The following is a 15,307-nucleotide window of genomic DNA, read 5'->3' on the forward strand; positions in this document are numbered from 1 at the left end:
CCTGTTGCTCCTGTTGGACCAGTAATTCCTGTTGGACCTGAAGGACCTGGTGGCAGTGGTGCTCCCGTAGGACCTGTTGGAGCTGGTGGTAGTGGTAAAACTGGTGGTAATTGTGGGCCTGGTGGGCCTGGTGGTATTGGCAAATAGATACACCTCCAAAAATATTTTGACGTACACTTTATCATATTTTTGTTGGACAAGTTTGTTTGGATTTTAATACTATTTCTATTAAAAATCCGCAAAAAAACTCTACTTACTAGATTCAATCCCTATCAATGATAGTCGAATGTGACCTAGTTTAAGTAGAGTCAAATTTTTATTGCTATTTATCTTTATTATCTATTAATTTATAGCTACTCCTGCGCTAGCATATCCAGTAACAGTATTAACAAGGCTAATACCGTTTGCAGTTGCAGTATATACCATCAATAAACGAGTTTGTGCAGCAACTGGTATTGCTAAAGGTGTAGAAATACCGCTCGTGATTTGTCCTAATGTAAGCGGACCTACTAGAGCTGGTAAAGTGACGCTTGCACCTGCAACTGGAGTAAAGGTATTACTATTTGCTGGTGCACTATATAATTGTGCAGTAACCACAATATTTGTTCCTAAAAGAGCCAAAGCTACTACGTTACTATAGAATGCTGAAATAGCCGTAATTGTACCAGCTCTAGGCATTGAGAATGCAAAATCAAGAACTTCAGTTGGCAATCCAGTTCCAGTTAAATCAATCGTTGGTCCAGGAAGTAATGCAACATTCGAAACTGAACTTCCAAATCCTACAAGTCCAGCTGTTCCTGCTAATCCGCCTAAAACTGTAGACATCACAACTGGTGCACCTGATGCAAATGGAATGATTGCACCTGTACCTGCTATACCTGTTGCCCCTGCTGGACCTGTTGCTCCTGGTGCGCCTGGTGTTCCCGCTGGACCTGTTGCCCCTGCTGGACCCGTCGCTCCGTCTACTCCTGTTGCTCCTGCTGGGCCTGTTGCCCCTGCTGGACCTGTTGCTCCTGCTGGGCCTGGGATTCCAGCTGGGCCTGTTGCTCCTTGTGGACCTGGTGTTCCTTGAGGACCTGCTGGACCTGTTGCTCCTGGTATTCCTGCTGGACCTGCTGAGCCTGTTGGACCTAATGGACCTGGGATTCCTTGTGGACCTGTTGCTCCTGTTGCGCCAGCTGTTCCCGCTGGGCCTGTTGCTCCTGCTGGACCTGTTGCTCCTGTTGCTCCTGCTTGACCTGTTGGACCTGCTGGGCCTCCTGAAGGACCTGTTACTCCCGCTGGACCTGTTGCTCCTGTTGCTCCTGGAGTACCCGGTGTTCCTGCTGGTCCCATTGGCCCCATAGGTCCCATAGGTCCCATAGGTCCCATATGACCTCTTGGACCTCGGTCTCCATCTTCCCCTTCTTTACCTCGCTTACCTCTTTCTCCTCGAGGACCTGTTGCTCCTGTAGGGCCTGTTGGCCCAATAGGTCCTATTGGGCCAATTAATCCATTTGAATCATTTGAATCAAATGAATAACTAGGTGAGTAAGGGGAATTTGTGATAGGCGAATCTGAAGGATTTGAATCTAGTGACACTTTTGGTTCTTCTGGTTGTTCTGATGGTTGTGGAAATCGTGGTGGTAATGGTGGTAGTGGCAAAAAAATACACCTCTCAAAAAAATTTTAATTGTACAATTTATTGTATAAAAAAAGGACAAATTGGTTCATTCTCACCATAAAAATGAGGCAAAAAATAGGTGAATACTCTATTAAAATTATCTAATAGAATATTCACCTATCAAAAAAAACCAGAAATCTTAGATTTCCGATTTTTAATGTTTATTATTAATTGATTCTGTTTTGTTTTAGTACTAAACATTGTTTTTGTCTATTTGTAAGTTAAACCTAAATTTAAAAACGATATCCACAATAAAGTAGAGTAGTCTATTTTAACCTCTTAATTGAGCATTATGTGTTTCTTCTACAGCTTTTAATACTTTTGAATGAGCTTTAGTTACTTCTTCATCCGTTAAAGTGCGTTCTGGATCGAAATAAGTTAATGAGAAGGCAACTGATTTTTTACCAGCTTCCATCTTATCACCTTCGTATAAATCAAAGATTGTAGCATCCTTTAGAAGTCTTCCACCTGTTGAACGAATTGTAGATAGAATATCACCAGCAAATACTTTCGAATCAACTACTAATGCCATATCTCGGTTCATTGATGGGAAACGAGGAATTGCATTGTATAAGATATCATCAAATTCAGTATTTAATAGCTTTTCAAGAGATAATTGGAATACATATGTTTCTTTAAGATCCCACTCTTTTTGAGTAACAGGATGAACTTGACCAATAAAACCAATTTCTTCTCCGTTTAATAAAATACTTGCTGTACGTCCTGGGTGTAATTCTTCTTTCTTAGCAGCAAGATAAGTTATTTTATTTGATAAACCTAATTCATTAAATAAACCGTCTAAAATACCTTTTACAACATAGAAATCCACAGCTTTTTTCTCGCCTTGCCAAGCATGTTGCAACCATAAACCAGTTAACGCTCCTGCTAAATATTCTTCTTCATGAGGAAGCTCGTTCTTTTCCTTTGTTAAGAATACAGAGCCTGTTTCGAATAGTTGAACATTTTCTTCTTTACGTGCAACATTATAAGCAATAGCATCTAATAAATGTGGTACTAAACTGAAACGTAGCTCACTGCGTTCTTCACTCATAGGTAATGCTAAACGTACTGGTTCTGCATCTACTGTTTCTAGTGCAAAGCGTTTTACTTTATTATTGCTTGTAAGAGAATAAGTAACAGCTTCGTAAAGACCTGCATGCTGTAAATATTGACGAATTTTTCTACGTTTTGCTTGGTAAGGTGTTAATTGTCCACGACTAGCAACACCTGTTGGTAACGTAGCAGGAATATGATCATAGCCATATAGTCTTCCTACTTCTTCAACTAAATCTTCTTCTATTGAAAGATCACCACGACGACTTGGAACAGTAACAGTAAATACTTCACCATTCCCGGTAGCTTCTAATCTTAAGCGACGGAAAATATCTTTTACTGTCTCAGCATCAATTGATGTACCAAGTACACCATTAATCTTACTTACAGAAACTGAAACATTTTTAGCATCTTCAACTAAATTGTCAGCAATTACAGTCCCTTCTACAATTGTTCCACCAGCTAGTTCAGCCATTAACTGAGCAGCACGTTCAGAAGCAGGGAATGTACGAGAAGCATCAATACCTTTTTCAAAACGAGCACTTGAATCGCTACGTAAGCCTAGGTCTTTTGAAGTTTGGCGAACACTTTGACCTCTGAAAACAGCTGATTCAATTAAAACGTCTACAGTTTCAACATCAACCTCAGTACTTTGACCGCCCATTACACCTGCAACTGCTACTGCTTCTTTCTCTGTTGCGATTACTAAATTATGTGGCTGTAATGTGCGTTCTTCACCATCAAGTGTAACAATCTTTTCGTTTTCTTTCGCAAGACGAACGATAATTTGATTACTATTTAATTTATTAAAATCAAAAGCGTGTAATGGTTGACCATATTCAATTAAAATATAGTTCGTAATATCAACCACATTATTAATCGGACGAATACCAGCACTCATTAAACGAGCTTGCATCCATAATGGTGAAGGACCAATTTTTACACCTTTCACTAATTTGGCACTATAATATGGTGCATCTTCTTTTGATTCAATAGAAACTGAAACATAATCAGCAGTTGTAACTGATTCAGCGCTAATCGCTGGAAGTTTCACGTCACGATCTAAAATTGCAGCTACCTCATAGGCAACACCAATCATATTTAAGCAATCAGCACGGTTTGGTGTTAATCCAAGTTCTAATACTGCATCATCACGATATAGTACGTCTAATGCATCTGCTCCTACTTCAGCATCACTTGGTAAAACAAAAATGCCATTTGAGAATTCTTTTGCAACTACTTTGCCTTCAATTCCTAGTTCTTGAAGAGAGCAAATCATTCCTTCAGAAACTTCTCCACGTAATTTTGCTTTTTTAATTTTGAAATTCCCCGGTAAAACAGCGCCTACCTTTGCCACGATCACTTTTTGACCTTTAGCAACATTCGGTGCGCCACAAATAATTTGTACTGGTTGTTCTTCTCCAACATCAACAGTACATTTTGATAATTTATCTGCCTCTGGATGTTGTTCACGTTCCATTACATAACCAACAACAACATTTTTAATTCCTTCTGAAAGATGATTAACACCTTCAACTTCAATACCTGCTTTTGTTATTAATTTTGCAAGCTCGTCTGGTGTAACACCACTTAAATCAACGTATTCTTGTAACCATTTTGTTGATACAAACATGTTTTAGTCCCCTCCTACCTTACATTTGTTGGAATTGCTTTAAGAATCTTATATCGTTCGTATAGAAATGACGAATATCATCAATACCATATTTTAATAATGCAATACGTTCTGGACCCATACCGAAAGCAAATCCTTGAACTTCTTTTGGATTATACCCAGCCATCTCAAGTACGTTAGGATGAACCATTCCCGCACCTAAAATTTCAATCCATCCAGTGTGTTTACACATGTTACAGCCTTTTCCTCCACATTTCATACAAGAAATATCCATTTCTACTGAAGGCTCAGTGAATGGGAAGAAGCTTGGGCGTAAACGAATTTCACGATCTTCACCAAACATTTTTTTCGCAAAAAGTTGTAAAGTACCTTTTAAGTCACTCATCGAAATGTTTTCACCAATTACAAGACCTTCGATTTGCATAAATTGATGAGAATGTGTAGCATCATCGTCATCTCGGCGATAAACTTTACCAGGACAAATTATTTTAATTGGTCCCTTTTCCACGTTTGCTTCCATTGTTCTAGCTTGAACAGGTGAAGTATGCGTTCTCATTAATGTTTCTTCAGAAATATAGAATGAATCCTGCATATCACGAGCTGGATGACCTTTTGGTAAATTTAATGCTTCGAAATTATAATAGTCTTTTTCTACTTCTGGACCTTCTGCAATTTCATATCCCATTCCAATAAATAAATCTTCAATTTCTTGAATTACCGCTCTTAATGGGTGAGCTCCACCTGCTTGAACTGGTCTTCCTGGAAGTGTTACGTCAATTGATTCACTTTCTAACTTTTCATTAATTGCATTTTGTTCTAATACAACTTGCTTTGCTTCAAGTTTTTCTTGGATTGCCGCACGTACTTCATTAGCAACAGCTCCCATTTTGGGGCGCTCTTCAGGAGTTAAATCCTTCATTGCTTTCATTGCCTCAGTAATCGGACCTTTTTTCCCTAGATAGGCAATTCTTATTTCATTTAATGCTTTTAAATCTGTTGCTTCTTCTATTTGCTTAATCGCTTCTGATTGTAAAGAAACTAAACGCTCTTGCATGAATAATCCTCCTATTCAACTTCATAAATTTAAACATAAAAAAACCTCGCTCCCAAAAAAGGGACGAGGATTGATCGCGGTACCACCCTAATTAACAGTTATTATGTTACAAAAAACTAACTGCTCACTTCATTCATATAACGATCTACTTAGATAGACCGAGTCGCCTTTACATTCAATAATGGTCCCGGCGCTAGCTCAAGAGGTGAATTCAATTTGGTCTACTATAAAAGTGCTTACAGTCTACGGCACCTTTTCCCTAAATAGAGATTCAAATTTACTATTCTCTGTCAAAGCTTTTTATGTATTAAATTTTCTTAATTAATTATATTGATTTTTTTCAATTAATGCAACTGCTCAACATAATTATTTACTAAATGATTTGAATCATTTTTACTGATTTAGAAACCTTGAATGAAGCTTCTATTATTTTTTACAGACTATACATTAGAATCCCTGCTGCAATACCAACATTTAATGATTCAGCTTTACCATAAATCGGTATATATAAATTTTCATCAGTTAATGAAAGTAATGTTGAATTCACACCTTTACCTTCATTTCCTACAATAATGGCAAAACGATTTGTAACGTTTACTTCATTAAACGGTTTTGCATTTTGAAGAGATGTTCCGTAAACAGTTATTCCTTTATCTTTTAAATTAGAAATTGCTTCAACTAAATCACCACGTAATATTGGTAAATGGAATAATGATCCTTGGGTGGATCGAATTGTTTTAGCATTATATAGGTCACTTGTACCTGTACCTAAAATAACCCCATCAAAACCAGCAGCATCCGCTGTTCGAATCATTGTTCCAACATTCCCTGGATCTTGAACTTCATCAATTAATAATAATTTTGACACTTTCTCAAGATCAATTCTTACAAAAGAAAATTCAATAATTGCAAAAATACCTTGAGATGTTTCTGTTTCGCTTAATTCCTTGCTAACCTCTTTAGAAATATACGTAATTTCAAATGACACTGTTGAAAAATTAGAAGGTAAGTCAATATCTTCACTAATTAATAAATGAAGAATCGGTGCATCATGCTTAATTGCCTCCTCAACTAAATGAAAACCTTCTATGATATATTGTTTAGCTTTATCTCTTCCTTTTTTTGTATGTAGCTTTTTCCAAGCCTTTACAGAATTATTTTGTATGGAATCAATTTGTTTCATAAGTTTCCTTTACCTTTCATCGTATCTCATATCGTTTATCATACATAAAATCGTTTCCGTTTACAAATACTACATAAAGCTTAATATGAAAGGAGAATCCAAATGAATTTTAATATTCGCGGAGCAGTTCTTCACAATATTTCAGGTAATAAGAGTGATCAATTAGAAGCGACAATTGTAGATGCTATTCAAAGTGGCGAGGAAAAAGTATTACCAGGTTTAGGTGTACTTCTCGAAGTTTTTTGGAATCACGCTTCTGAAAATCAAAAGCATGAACTACTTACAGTATTAGAAAATGGAGTAAGTCATTAATCTAATCTGTTGAAAAATAGAAAAGGACTAACTTTTCGTTAGTCCTTTTATTTTGGCTATTTCGTTTTACCTTTTAAATCATCGATCGAATTAATCTTCATATATTTTGGTACGACTAAGCCTAATTTTGTCCCTTTTAAATTCGGTCCAAGATCAACCAATTGTTTTTTATACTCATTCATGTAGTCTTGATGAGTTGTCGGAAGCCAAGCTGCGACCATTGCATCTGCACTTCCATCTGAGATACCAGCAAACATCGGTCCTGCCTCAACCTGTTTTAATGTAACTTCATAGCCTTGGTTTTCAAGTACTTTTCCAATCACATTTGTACTGGCAACTTCAGATTCCCATGAAACATAAACGAGACTAATTTTTTCACCATTTCCTTTTGAAGCATCTTTCGTCCAATTATTTACTTGTTCTTGATGTTTTTTAATCCATTTCGCCGCTGCATTTTCAGGTTTCGCACCGTCTTGAATATCACTCATCACTTCTTCCATATCAGAAGGTTTCCATGAAAAGTTATCAAAAATCTTATACGCACCAGGAGCGTCTTCTTTTAATCCTTTTCTAACCACTGTATGAATTTCTTCATCCTTACCAAATGACCCTTTTGGATCTTCTAAATACTTTAATTTATATTTTGAAAACATCCAGTGGGGTGTCCATCCTGTAATGATTATAGGTTCTTTATTTTCATACGCTTTTTTCAATTCAGCAGTCATCGCAGCTGAAGAACCTTCTTTTAAAGTCCAATCCTTTAAATCGTAATCCTTCATCGCTTTTTCAGTTGCTTTCATTAACCCAGCTCCTGGATCAATTCCGGTAATCTCAAAATTAACCCCGGCACCTATTTTATTTGAAACTGTTTTTTGATCCTTGCCACCTGCAAAGGCAACTGAAATGGCCGAAATACAAAAGATTAATACAGTAAATCCATAAACATATTTTTTTGCAAATTTTTTCCCATAAGCAGGTTGACGAAGGTTTTGAGAAATTCGATCAAGAATAATTGCAACGATAACAATCGATATCCCTGCCTCGAACCCTTCCCCTACCTTAATCTGGGTTACGGCACGATAAACCTCTGCCCCTAATCCTGGTGCACCTACTAGTGATGAAATAACTACCATTGATAATGCAAGCATAATACTTTGATTTATACCAGCTAAAATTGTAGGTGCTGCTAAAGGTAGCTGTACTTTAAAGAGTCTTTGCCACGTTGTTGATCCAAAAGCATTAGATGCCTCTATTAAATCATTTGGAACCTCTCTTATACCTAAATTCGTTAATCGTATTGTTGGAGGAATTGCAAAAATGACAGAAGCTAAAATACCAGGAACTACACCAATTCCGAAAAAGAGAATGGCTGGAATTAAATAAACAAATGCTGGCATTGTTTGCATAAAGTCGAGTATTGGTGTAATCACTTTTTTCACTCGATCGTTTTGCGACGTCCAAATCCCTAAAGGAATACCAATTACAACCGTAATAACAATTGATGATAAAATCAATGCTAACGAATCAACTGTAGCATCCCAAAGTCCAAGATTATCGATTAATAACAAGCCAAGTAACGTAAACAGTCCAACTGTCCACCTACTTGTATAAAAAGCTAGTAATGAAATTAATATGATTAGAATAATGGATGGCCCAAGTCCTAAAACTTTAACAAGGTTATTTAAAAGGGTTTCTGTGATGTTGGTTATTGCGCCAAATAGAGGATGGAAAGTTTTAATGATCAAATCGACAATTTTATCAATCCAATCTGCTAACGGAATTTTTGGAATACCCATATATTTAACCTCCCTTTATATTTAATTCGTCTGTTTTACCCGCTAACGCACCGATTACTGCTCCACGGATAATGACACCTTTTAATCGATCATTTTTATCTATAACCGCTAATGGTAGTTCAGAAGTTGCAAGTGCTCCAATTACATCAGTTAATAATGTATCTTCATAAACAGACACAATTTCCTTCTGCATAGCTTCCTCAACCGATTTATTTTTAATAAGAGCATTTGAAGCATCATCAGCAGTAATTGCTCCAAGTAGCTTTTGTCTACGATCAACCACAAATATACTTGAATATCCTTGGTCTCTCATTACTTGTAAAGCTACACGTGGTCCACGGTCAGGCGTAATTCTTTCAGCACGCTTCTGCACATGGGCAGCCGTTAATACTTTTGATAGATCTACATCTTCTACAAATCGTTCAACATATTCATTTGCTGGATTTACCATGATTTCCTCAGGAGAACCAATTTGCATTATGTTACCATCTTTCATAAGAGCAATTCTGTCTCCAATTCGAAGGGCCTCATCCAGGTCATGTGTTATAAATATAATCGTTTTTTTCATCGTCTCTTGCAGTTCTAATAATTCGTCCTGCATATCTTTACGAATTAATGGATCGAGCGCGCTAAATGCTTCATCCATTAATAAAATATCCGTATCACTTGTTAATGCCCTTGCAAGGCCAACACGTTGTTGCATACCACCACTTAATTGTGATGGGAATTGATGCTCATATCCTTTTAAGCCAACTATTTCTAATGACTTCAAAGCTTTTTCAGTTCTTTCTTCCTGTGAAATATTTTGTACTTCTAAACCATATTCCGTATTTTCAAGAATTGTCTTGTGCGGAAACAGAGCAAAATTTTGAAAAACCATACTAATTTTTTTACGACGAACATCTCTTAACTGCTGAGGATTCATTTTTACAATGTCTTCATCGTCGATCAAGATTTGTCCAGTAGTTGGTTCAATTAATCGATTGAGCATCCGAATCAAGGTAGATTTACCACTACCTGACAGTCCCATTACAACAAAAATTTCACCCGGGAATATTTCAAAGCTTGCATTATTTACCCCGATTGTTGAGTTTGTCTGCTCTAATATTTGCTTTTTTGAATATCCCTTTTCTAGTAACTTTATGGCGTTCTTTGGAGACTTACCGAAAACCTTTGTTACGCTTTTCACTTTAACTTTTGCTTTCATTAACTCACCTCAAAACTTAATATTTATTTTGCTTCCCCATATTTTAAATAAGGATTCTCCCTATAAAAAAAATCAGCCAAGTACTAATTAAGTCTTGGCTCCTTAAAAACTCCATTTACAAAATTGGAGTCTAAATTTTATTTATTAGCTTAAAAAAATTCACTAAGAAACCATTTTCCAAACTCTATTTCCGAGTATCCTTATTTGAAAAGCGTACATTCATGTTAACAATAAGATATGACAAAACTATTTCAAACTAGTTATAGGAATAATACAATTTGTTGCAGTTCGATAACGATAAAGTCGGAAAAAGTGGGAAAATTAGGTTGGTTAAGTAAGTAGAAGAAGCGAAAAAACCTTAATAAATGAGGTTATTTCGGAGATATGAAAATGACTTACTCAGGTAAGATTAGTGGGGATGTAAAAAAAGCAAGATGGTGAGATTTAGTTACTCATAAGAGGTTCATGAGGTACTATAACTGCTAAATCTTGGTATTTAGTTACTCATAAGCGCTTCTTGAGGTTATATATCGGCTAAAACTTGGTATTTAATTACTCATAAGCGCTTCATGAGGTACTATAATCGCTAAATCTTGGTATTTAGTTACTCATAAGCGCTTCATGAGGTACTATAACCGCTAAATCTTATTATTTAGTACCTCATAAAGGGTTCATGAGGTACTATAACGACTAAATCTTATTATTTAATTACTCATAAGCACTTCATGAGGTACTATAACCACAAAGTCTTGGTATTTAGTTACTCATATGTGTTAGCACACAATTTCAATTTAAAACTACAAAAAAATCCCTCAATAAATGAGGGATTGATTTTTTTAGTTATATGTTAAACGCTCTACTGTATCGCGATCTAATCGTTTGATTACTTCTACAATTAATTTAACTGTATTTTCATAGTCATCACGATGAAGGATACCAGAATGAGAATGAATATATCTCGTTGGAATTGTGATAGCTAATGCTGGAACACCTTTCATAGTAATATGCATTGAACCAGCGTCAGTTCCTCCGCCAGGCATAGATTCATATTGATATGGAATACCAATTTCATCTGCTACATTTACTACAAATTCACGTAAATCTTTATGAGACACCATTGACGCATCATATAAAACGATTTGTGGACCTTTGCCTAATTTACCTTGTGCTTCTCTTTCAGATACACCTGGCATGTCACCTGCAACACCGACATCTAATGCAAAACCGATATCTGGTTCAATTTTATATGTAGATGTTTTTGCACCACGAAGTCCTACTTCTTCTTGTACTGTTCCAACTCCAAATACAATATTTGGATGTGCTTGGCCTTGTAATTGATCTAAAACGTCAATTGCAATCGCACAACCGATACGGTTATCCCATGCTTTTGCTAATAATAATTTTTCATTTTTCATCGTTTGGAATTCAAAATACGGAACAACTTGGTCTCCAGGACGAACCCCAAATTCTAATGCCTCTTCTTTACTTGAAGCACCGATATCAATAAACATATCCTTAATATCTACTACTTTTCTTCTTGCTTCTGCACTCATAATATGAGGCGGTTTCGAACCAATAATACCAGTAATATTACCTTCTTTTGTTGAAATGGTAACACGCTGAGCCAGCATTACTTGGGACCACCAGCCACCAATTGTTTGAAAACGTAAAAATCCTTTGTCATCAATTTGTGTAACCATAAATCCAACTTCATCAAGATGTCCAGCAACTTTAATACTTGGACCATTTGGGTCTCCGGTTTTAACTGCTATTAAGCTTCCTAAATTATCAGTTACAACCTCATCAGCAAGTGGTGTAATATATTTTCTCATTACTTCACGTGGTTCATGTTCAAATCCAGCTACGCCGTTTGCATCCGTTAATTCTTTTAACATTTGTAACTTTGCATCTAAAGTAGACAAACTCATCCATCCTTTTTTTAATTTAGATTATGTACATATAACATTATACAATTTGGGATTCCTTTTGACAAAATTTTTAGATAGTTCTTCAGCCCTCGTATTAAAACATATAAATTTTATATTAATTTTCTTCAAATTATTTGTGGGGTATAATAATGAAGCTTATAAATTATTACTAGTTTTTTAAATTAACCATCTGGAGATTAATATGATAACTACTTCCGCTTTATATAAAGAATCATTTTCCTTTATATCACAATGCTATAAGGAACTCGATAAATCCGATCAAATAGAAAAACGATTAAAAAGTATTGAAGCTGAAATTCGAGATACTGGTTTTTACACTCATACTTATGAGGAATTAGAGCACGGAGCGAAAATGGCGTGGCGCAATAGTAACCGCTGTATCGGTAGACTATTTTGGGATAAGCTTCATGTTTTAGATGCTCGCCATATTAACGATGATAAAAGAATAGCGCACGAAATATTGCATCATATAAGATATGCTACAAATTCAGGTAAGATTCTACCTACAATTACAATTTTCAAACCAAATCTAGGAACAAATAATACTCTTAAAATCCATAATCACCAGCTAATACGATATGCTGGCTATGAAGCAGAAAATGGAATAATTGGAGACCCAAAATCGATCGAGTTTACAAAGGAATGTGAGAGTCTTGGTTGGAAAGGAAATGGTACTAATTTCGATATTTTGCCCATTGTTTATTCCTTAGACAATCATGAACCAAACTATTTTGCGATCCCAAATGAAATCGTACTCGAAGTACCGATCGAACATCCTGAATATGATTTTTCCCCTTTAAATACTAAATGGTATGCTGTTCCGATGATATCAGATATGACGCTAGAGATTGGTGGTATATCTTATAGTGCTGCCCCATTTAATGGATGGTATATGGGAACTGAAATCGGTGCTCGAAATTTTGCTGATGAATTTCGCTTTAATCTGTTGCCTAAAGTAGCAAAAATTATCGGCCTAGATACGAAAAGAAACAGTACTCTTTGGAAAGATCGTGCGCTAGTTGAATTAAATATTGCCGTTTTATATTCATATAAAAAAAATGGTGTTAGTATTGTTGATCATCATTCTGCTGCACAGCAATTTCTTCAATATGAAAAACAAGAAGAATCATGTGGCCGAGAGTTAACAGGTAATTGGAAGTGGTTAATTCCGCCTATGTCGCCTGCTACAACTCATGTATTTCATAAACGATACGATGATACAACGCTTAAGCCAAATTTCTTTCCAAGATAATCATTGTAAATAGTTATAACCTTAATGAACTGACACATTTGTAGTTAATTCATTAAGGTTTTTTCTATTATTTGATACAATATTAAGTATCAACATAATTTTCTAAAAATTATTAAAGGAGTAATTCAATGATTTTATTTCAAAATGACAATATTACAGTATTTCAAAGTGCATTATTTCAAACAAACTCAACCGTTGTATCAACTGACGATTGTATCATTATTGTGGATCCAACTTGGTTACCTCATGAAATAAATGAGATAAAGGAATTTGTTGAATCAATTAAAAATGAACGACCAATTTATTTATACTTTACACATGGAGATTTCGATCACATTATAGGTTATTATGCATTTCCTAATGCTAAGACTATTGGGAGCGAAAATTTACATTACCATCCTGAAAAAGATAGTAAACTTTCAAAAATCCGTCAATTTTACAATGATAACTATATTAATCATGCCCAGCCAATACAATTTCCAAAAATTGATTTAATTATTAGTGAAGATGGGCAGGAAATTAAAATCGGACAGACAACATTAAGATTTTATCATTCTCCTGGTCATACGAAAGATGGTTTATTCCTTTATATTGAAAATTTAGGAATATGGGTTACAGGGGATTATTTATCTGATTTTGAACTTCCAATTGTATTTGATAGTGTAAAAAGTTATTACAATACTCTAGATAAGGCAGATGATCTAATTAATAAGTTTGAATTATCTTTGTTAGTTCCAGGCCACGGTCAAGTTTCATCAAATAAAGAAGAGATTGCTACTCGAATTGAACTAGGTAGAAGTTACTTAAAAAGACTCCAAAAAGCTGTACAGAATAATAATGAGGCAGAAATAAATACATTAGAAAAAGAGTTTTCATTTCCTTCTGGTTTCACAAAATATTGTCATGAATCAAACGTTAATAACATGAAAAAAGAATTTAGTTTCGTTTAAGAAATCTATTTAAATAAAAAAATCCTTAACAAATGTTAAGGATTTTTTAAACGAATTATTTTAAGTTAGCTTTTGCAGCGTTTGCTAATTCAGCAAATGCTTTTTCGTCAGCAACAGCTAGGTCAGCTAACATTTTACGGTTAACTTCGATACCTGCTAATTTTAATCCGTGCATTAAACGGCTGTAAGAAAGTCCGTTCATACGAGCAGCCGCGTTGATACGAGTGATCCATAATTTACGGAAATCACGTTTCTTTTGACGACGGTCACGGTAAGCATACATTAATGATTTCATAACTTGTTGGTTTGCAACTTTGAATAATGTATGTTTAGAACCGTAATAACCTTTTGCTAATTTAATAACCTTTTTACGACGAGCGCGTGTAACTGTACCGCCTTTAACTCTTGGCATATTGTTTCCCTCCTAGATATCTATCTAATACGTTTATCGTTCTTATTTCATGTTTGTAAGCATAAAGCGGATACGTTTGAAATCGCCTTTGCTTACTAATGAAGCTTTACGTAATTTACGTTTTGCTTTTGTAGATTTGTTAGCGAATAAGTGGCTTGTGTATGCACGACCACGTTTTAATTTACCAGATCCAGTCTTTTTAAAACGTTTTGCTGAACCACGGTGAGTTTTCATTTTAGGCATATCGTGTTTCCTCCTCAAATAAATTACTTTTCGTTTTTAGGTGCTAAGACTAAGAACATACTACGACCGTCCATTTTTGGATGTGACTCAACAGTTGCAACTTCTGCACAAGCAGTTGAGAAACGATCAAGTACTCGTTGTCCAATTTCCTTATGCGTAATAGCGCGCCCTTTGAAGCGAATAGACGCTTTAACTTTATCGCCTTTTTCTAAGAACTTAATTGCATTACGAAGCTTTGTGTTAAAGTCATGTTCATCAATTGTAGGACTTAAACGAACTTCTTTCATGCTAATAATTTTTTGGTTTTTACGGCTCTCTTTGTCTTTCTTTTGTTGCTCGAAACGGAATTTTCCGTAGTCCATAATACGACATACAGGTGGTTTTGCCGTTGGTGCTACCATCACTAGATCAAGATTAACATTCGAAGCTAACTCAAGAGCCTCTTGTTTTGTCTTGATTCCAAGTTGATCTCCGTTAGGACCAATTAATCGAACTTCACGAGCACGAATTCCATCGTTTACCATCATGTCTTTGCTAATAGTAAAACACCTCCAAGGTATTGTAAGAATGATCTTAATTTGTATCGTTGAAGCAATCATA

General features: G+C 35.5%; 13 protein-coding genes and 1 other annotated feature. Of the genes, 3 read left to right on the top strand and 10 right to left on the bottom strand.

Translation table 11 applies throughout. The features are described 5' to 3' along the window. Positions 1-342 precede the first annotated feature (342 nt). From CN514_RS08235 to CN514_RS08250, 4 genes are all read right to left on the bottom strand, one after another. Positions 343-1,644, bottom strand: a complete 1,302-nt coding sequence (locus CN514_RS08235; RefSeq protein ID WP_098232185.1) for an exosporium glycoprotein BclB-related protein — start codon at positions 1,642-1,644, stop codon at positions 343-345. A gap of 290 nt (positions 1,645-1,934) precedes the next feature. Beyond that, positions 1,935-4,349 (bottom strand): phenylalanine--tRNA ligase subunit beta, encoded by a 2,415-nt coding sequence (gene pheT / locus CN514_RS08240; RefSeq protein WP_098232186.1) that lies wholly within the window; start codon positions 4,347-4,349, stop codon positions 1,935-1,937. Positions 4,350-4,368: 19 nt separating this feature from the next. Continuing rightward, the gene (pheS, locus tag CN514_RS08245; protein WP_098232187.1) at positions 4,369-5,403 is read right to left on the bottom strand and encodes a phenylalanine--tRNA ligase subunit alpha; all 1,035 of its coding nucleotides are present in this window, start codon (positions 5,401-5,403) and stop codon (positions 4,369-4,371) included. Positions 5,404-5,459: 56 nt separating this feature from the next. Next, positions 5,460-5,706 (bottom strand) — a binding site (T-box leader). 130 nt (positions 5,707-5,836) lie between these two features. Continuing rightward, the gene (locus tag CN514_RS08250) at positions 5,837-6,586 is read right to left on the bottom strand and encodes a TrmH family RNA methyltransferase (protein WP_098232188.1); all 750 of its coding nucleotides are present in this window, start codon (positions 6,584-6,586) and stop codon (positions 5,837-5,839) included. Between the two features lie 102 nt (positions 6,587-6,688). On the opposite strand from CN514_RS08250, the gene sspI reads away from it, so the two are divergent. After that, positions 6,689-6,898 carry a small acid-soluble spore protein SspI gene (sspI, locus tag CN514_RS08255; protein ID WP_097979070.1) on the top strand — a complete coding sequence of 70 codons (210 nt, stop codon included), beginning with the start codon at positions 6,689-6,691 and terminating at the stop codon, positions 6,896-6,898. Positions 6,899-6,954: 56 nt separating this feature from the next. On the opposite strand, the gene CN514_RS08260 is transcribed toward sspI, so the two are convergent. The 3 genes from CN514_RS08260 to CN514_RS08270 all read right to left on the bottom strand — a co-directional run bounded on the left by CN514_RS08260 (position 6,955) and on the right by CN514_RS08270 (position 11,829). Further along, positions 6,955-8,694: a glycine betaine ABC transporter substrate-binding protein gene (locus tag CN514_RS08260; protein WP_098232189.1), complete on the bottom strand. Its 1,740-nt coding sequence runs from the start codon at positions 8,692-8,694 to the stop codon at positions 6,955-6,957. 4 nt (positions 8,695-8,698) lie between these two features. Further along, positions 8,699-9,901: a quaternary amine ABC transporter ATP-binding protein gene (locus CN514_RS08265; protein WP_098232190.1), complete on the bottom strand. Its 1,203-nt coding sequence runs from the start codon at positions 9,899-9,901 to the stop codon at positions 8,699-8,701. Positions 9,902-10,737: 836 nt separating this feature from the next. Beyond that, positions 10,738-11,829 carry a M42 family metallopeptidase gene (locus CN514_RS08270; protein ID WP_483295004.1) on the bottom strand — a complete coding sequence of 364 codons (1,092 nt, stop codon included), beginning with the start codon at positions 11,827-11,829 and terminating at the stop codon, positions 10,738-10,740. A gap of 202 nt (positions 11,830-12,031) precedes the next feature. Between CN514_RS08270 and CN514_RS08275 the strand changes: the two genes are divergently transcribed. Both CN514_RS08275 and CN514_RS08280 read left to right on the top strand, forming a co-directional pair. Next, complete coding sequence (locus CN514_RS08275) at positions 12,032-13,102, top strand: nitric oxide synthase oxygenase (protein ID WP_098232192.1); 1,071 nt, start codon at positions 12,032-12,034, stop codon at positions 13,100-13,102. A gap of 128 nt (positions 13,103-13,230) precedes the next feature. Then, positions 13,231-14,052, top strand: a complete 822-nt coding sequence (locus CN514_RS08280) for an MBL fold metallo-hydrolase (RefSeq protein ID WP_098232193.1) — start codon at positions 13,231-13,233, stop codon at positions 14,050-14,052. A gap of 55 nt (positions 14,053-14,107) precedes the next feature. Here the strand turns inward: CN514_RS08280 and rplT are convergent, their stop codons facing one another. Genes rplT through infC form a run of 3 tightly spaced genes read right to left on the bottom strand, consistent with a single transcriptional unit; the run spans position 14,108 to position 15,234 of the window. Further along, positions 14,108-14,464 (bottom strand): 50S ribosomal protein L20, encoded by a 357-nt coding sequence (gene rplT, locus CN514_RS08285; RefSeq protein WP_025568430.1) that lies wholly within the window; start codon positions 14,462-14,464, stop codon positions 14,108-14,110. Positions 14,465-14,506: 42 nt separating this feature from the next. Beyond that, positions 14,507-14,707, bottom strand: a complete 201-nt coding sequence (gene rpmI, locus CN514_RS08290) for a 50S ribosomal protein L35 (protein ID WP_025568429.1) — start codon at positions 14,705-14,707, stop codon at positions 14,507-14,509. A gap of 23 nt (positions 14,708-14,730) precedes the next feature. Further along, complete coding sequence (gene infC, locus CN514_RS08295) at positions 14,731-15,234, bottom strand: translation initiation factor IF-3 (protein WP_069034593.1); 504 nt, start codon at positions 15,232-15,234, stop codon at positions 14,731-14,733. Between the last annotated feature and the right edge of the window lie 73 nt (positions 15,235-15,307).

Source organism: Bacillus sp. AFS001701, from assembly GCF_002559405.1.
Lineage (GTDB): Bacteria > Bacillota > Bacilli > Bacillales > Bacillaceae_G > Gottfriedia.

Excerpts from the sequence above, each read along its gene's own strand:
- pheT (WP_098232186.1), bottom strand. The coding sequence starts at position 4,349 with ATGTTTGTATCAACAAAATGGTTACAAGAATACGTTGATTTAAGTGGT.
- pheS (WP_098232187.1), bottom strand. The coding sequence starts at position 5,403 with ATGCAAGAGCGTTTAGTTTCTTTACAATCAGAAGCGATTAAGCAAATA.
- CN514_RS08250 (WP_098232188.1), bottom strand. The coding sequence starts at position 6,586 with ATGAAACAAATTGATTCCATACAAAATAATTCTGTAAAGGCTTGGAAA.
- sspI (WP_097979070.1), top strand. The coding sequence starts at position 6,689 with ATGAATTTTAATATTCGCGGAGCAGTTCTTCACAATATTTCAGGTAAT.
- CN514_RS08260 (WP_098232189.1), bottom strand. The coding sequence starts at position 8,694 with ATGGGTATTCCAAAAATTCCGTTAGCAGATTGGATTGATAAAATTGTC.
- CN514_RS08265 (WP_098232190.1), bottom strand. The coding sequence starts at position 9,901 with ATGAAAGCAAAAGTTAAAGTGAAAAGCGTAACAAAGGTTTTCGGTAAG.
- CN514_RS08270 (WP_483295004.1), bottom strand. The coding sequence starts at position 11,829 with ATGAGTTTGTCTACTTTAGATGCAAAGTTACAAATGTTAAAAGAATTA.
- CN514_RS08275 (WP_098232192.1), top strand. The coding sequence starts at position 12,032 with ATGATAACTACTTCCGCTTTATATAAAGAATCATTTTCCTTTATATCA.
- CN514_RS08280 (WP_098232193.1), top strand. The coding sequence starts at position 13,231 with ATGATTTTATTTCAAAATGACAATATTACAGTATTTCAAAGTGCATTA.
- rplT (WP_025568430.1), bottom strand. The coding sequence starts at position 14,464 with ATGCCAAGAGTTAAAGGCGGTACAGTTACACGCGCTCGTCGTAAAAAG.
- rpmI (WP_025568429.1), bottom strand. The coding sequence starts at position 14,707 with ATGCCTAAAATGAAAACTCACCGTGGTTCAGCAAAACGTTTTAAAAAG.
- infC (WP_069034593.1), bottom strand. The coding sequence starts at position 15,234 with ATGATGGTAAACGATGGAATTCGTGCTCGTGAAGTTCGATTAATTGGT.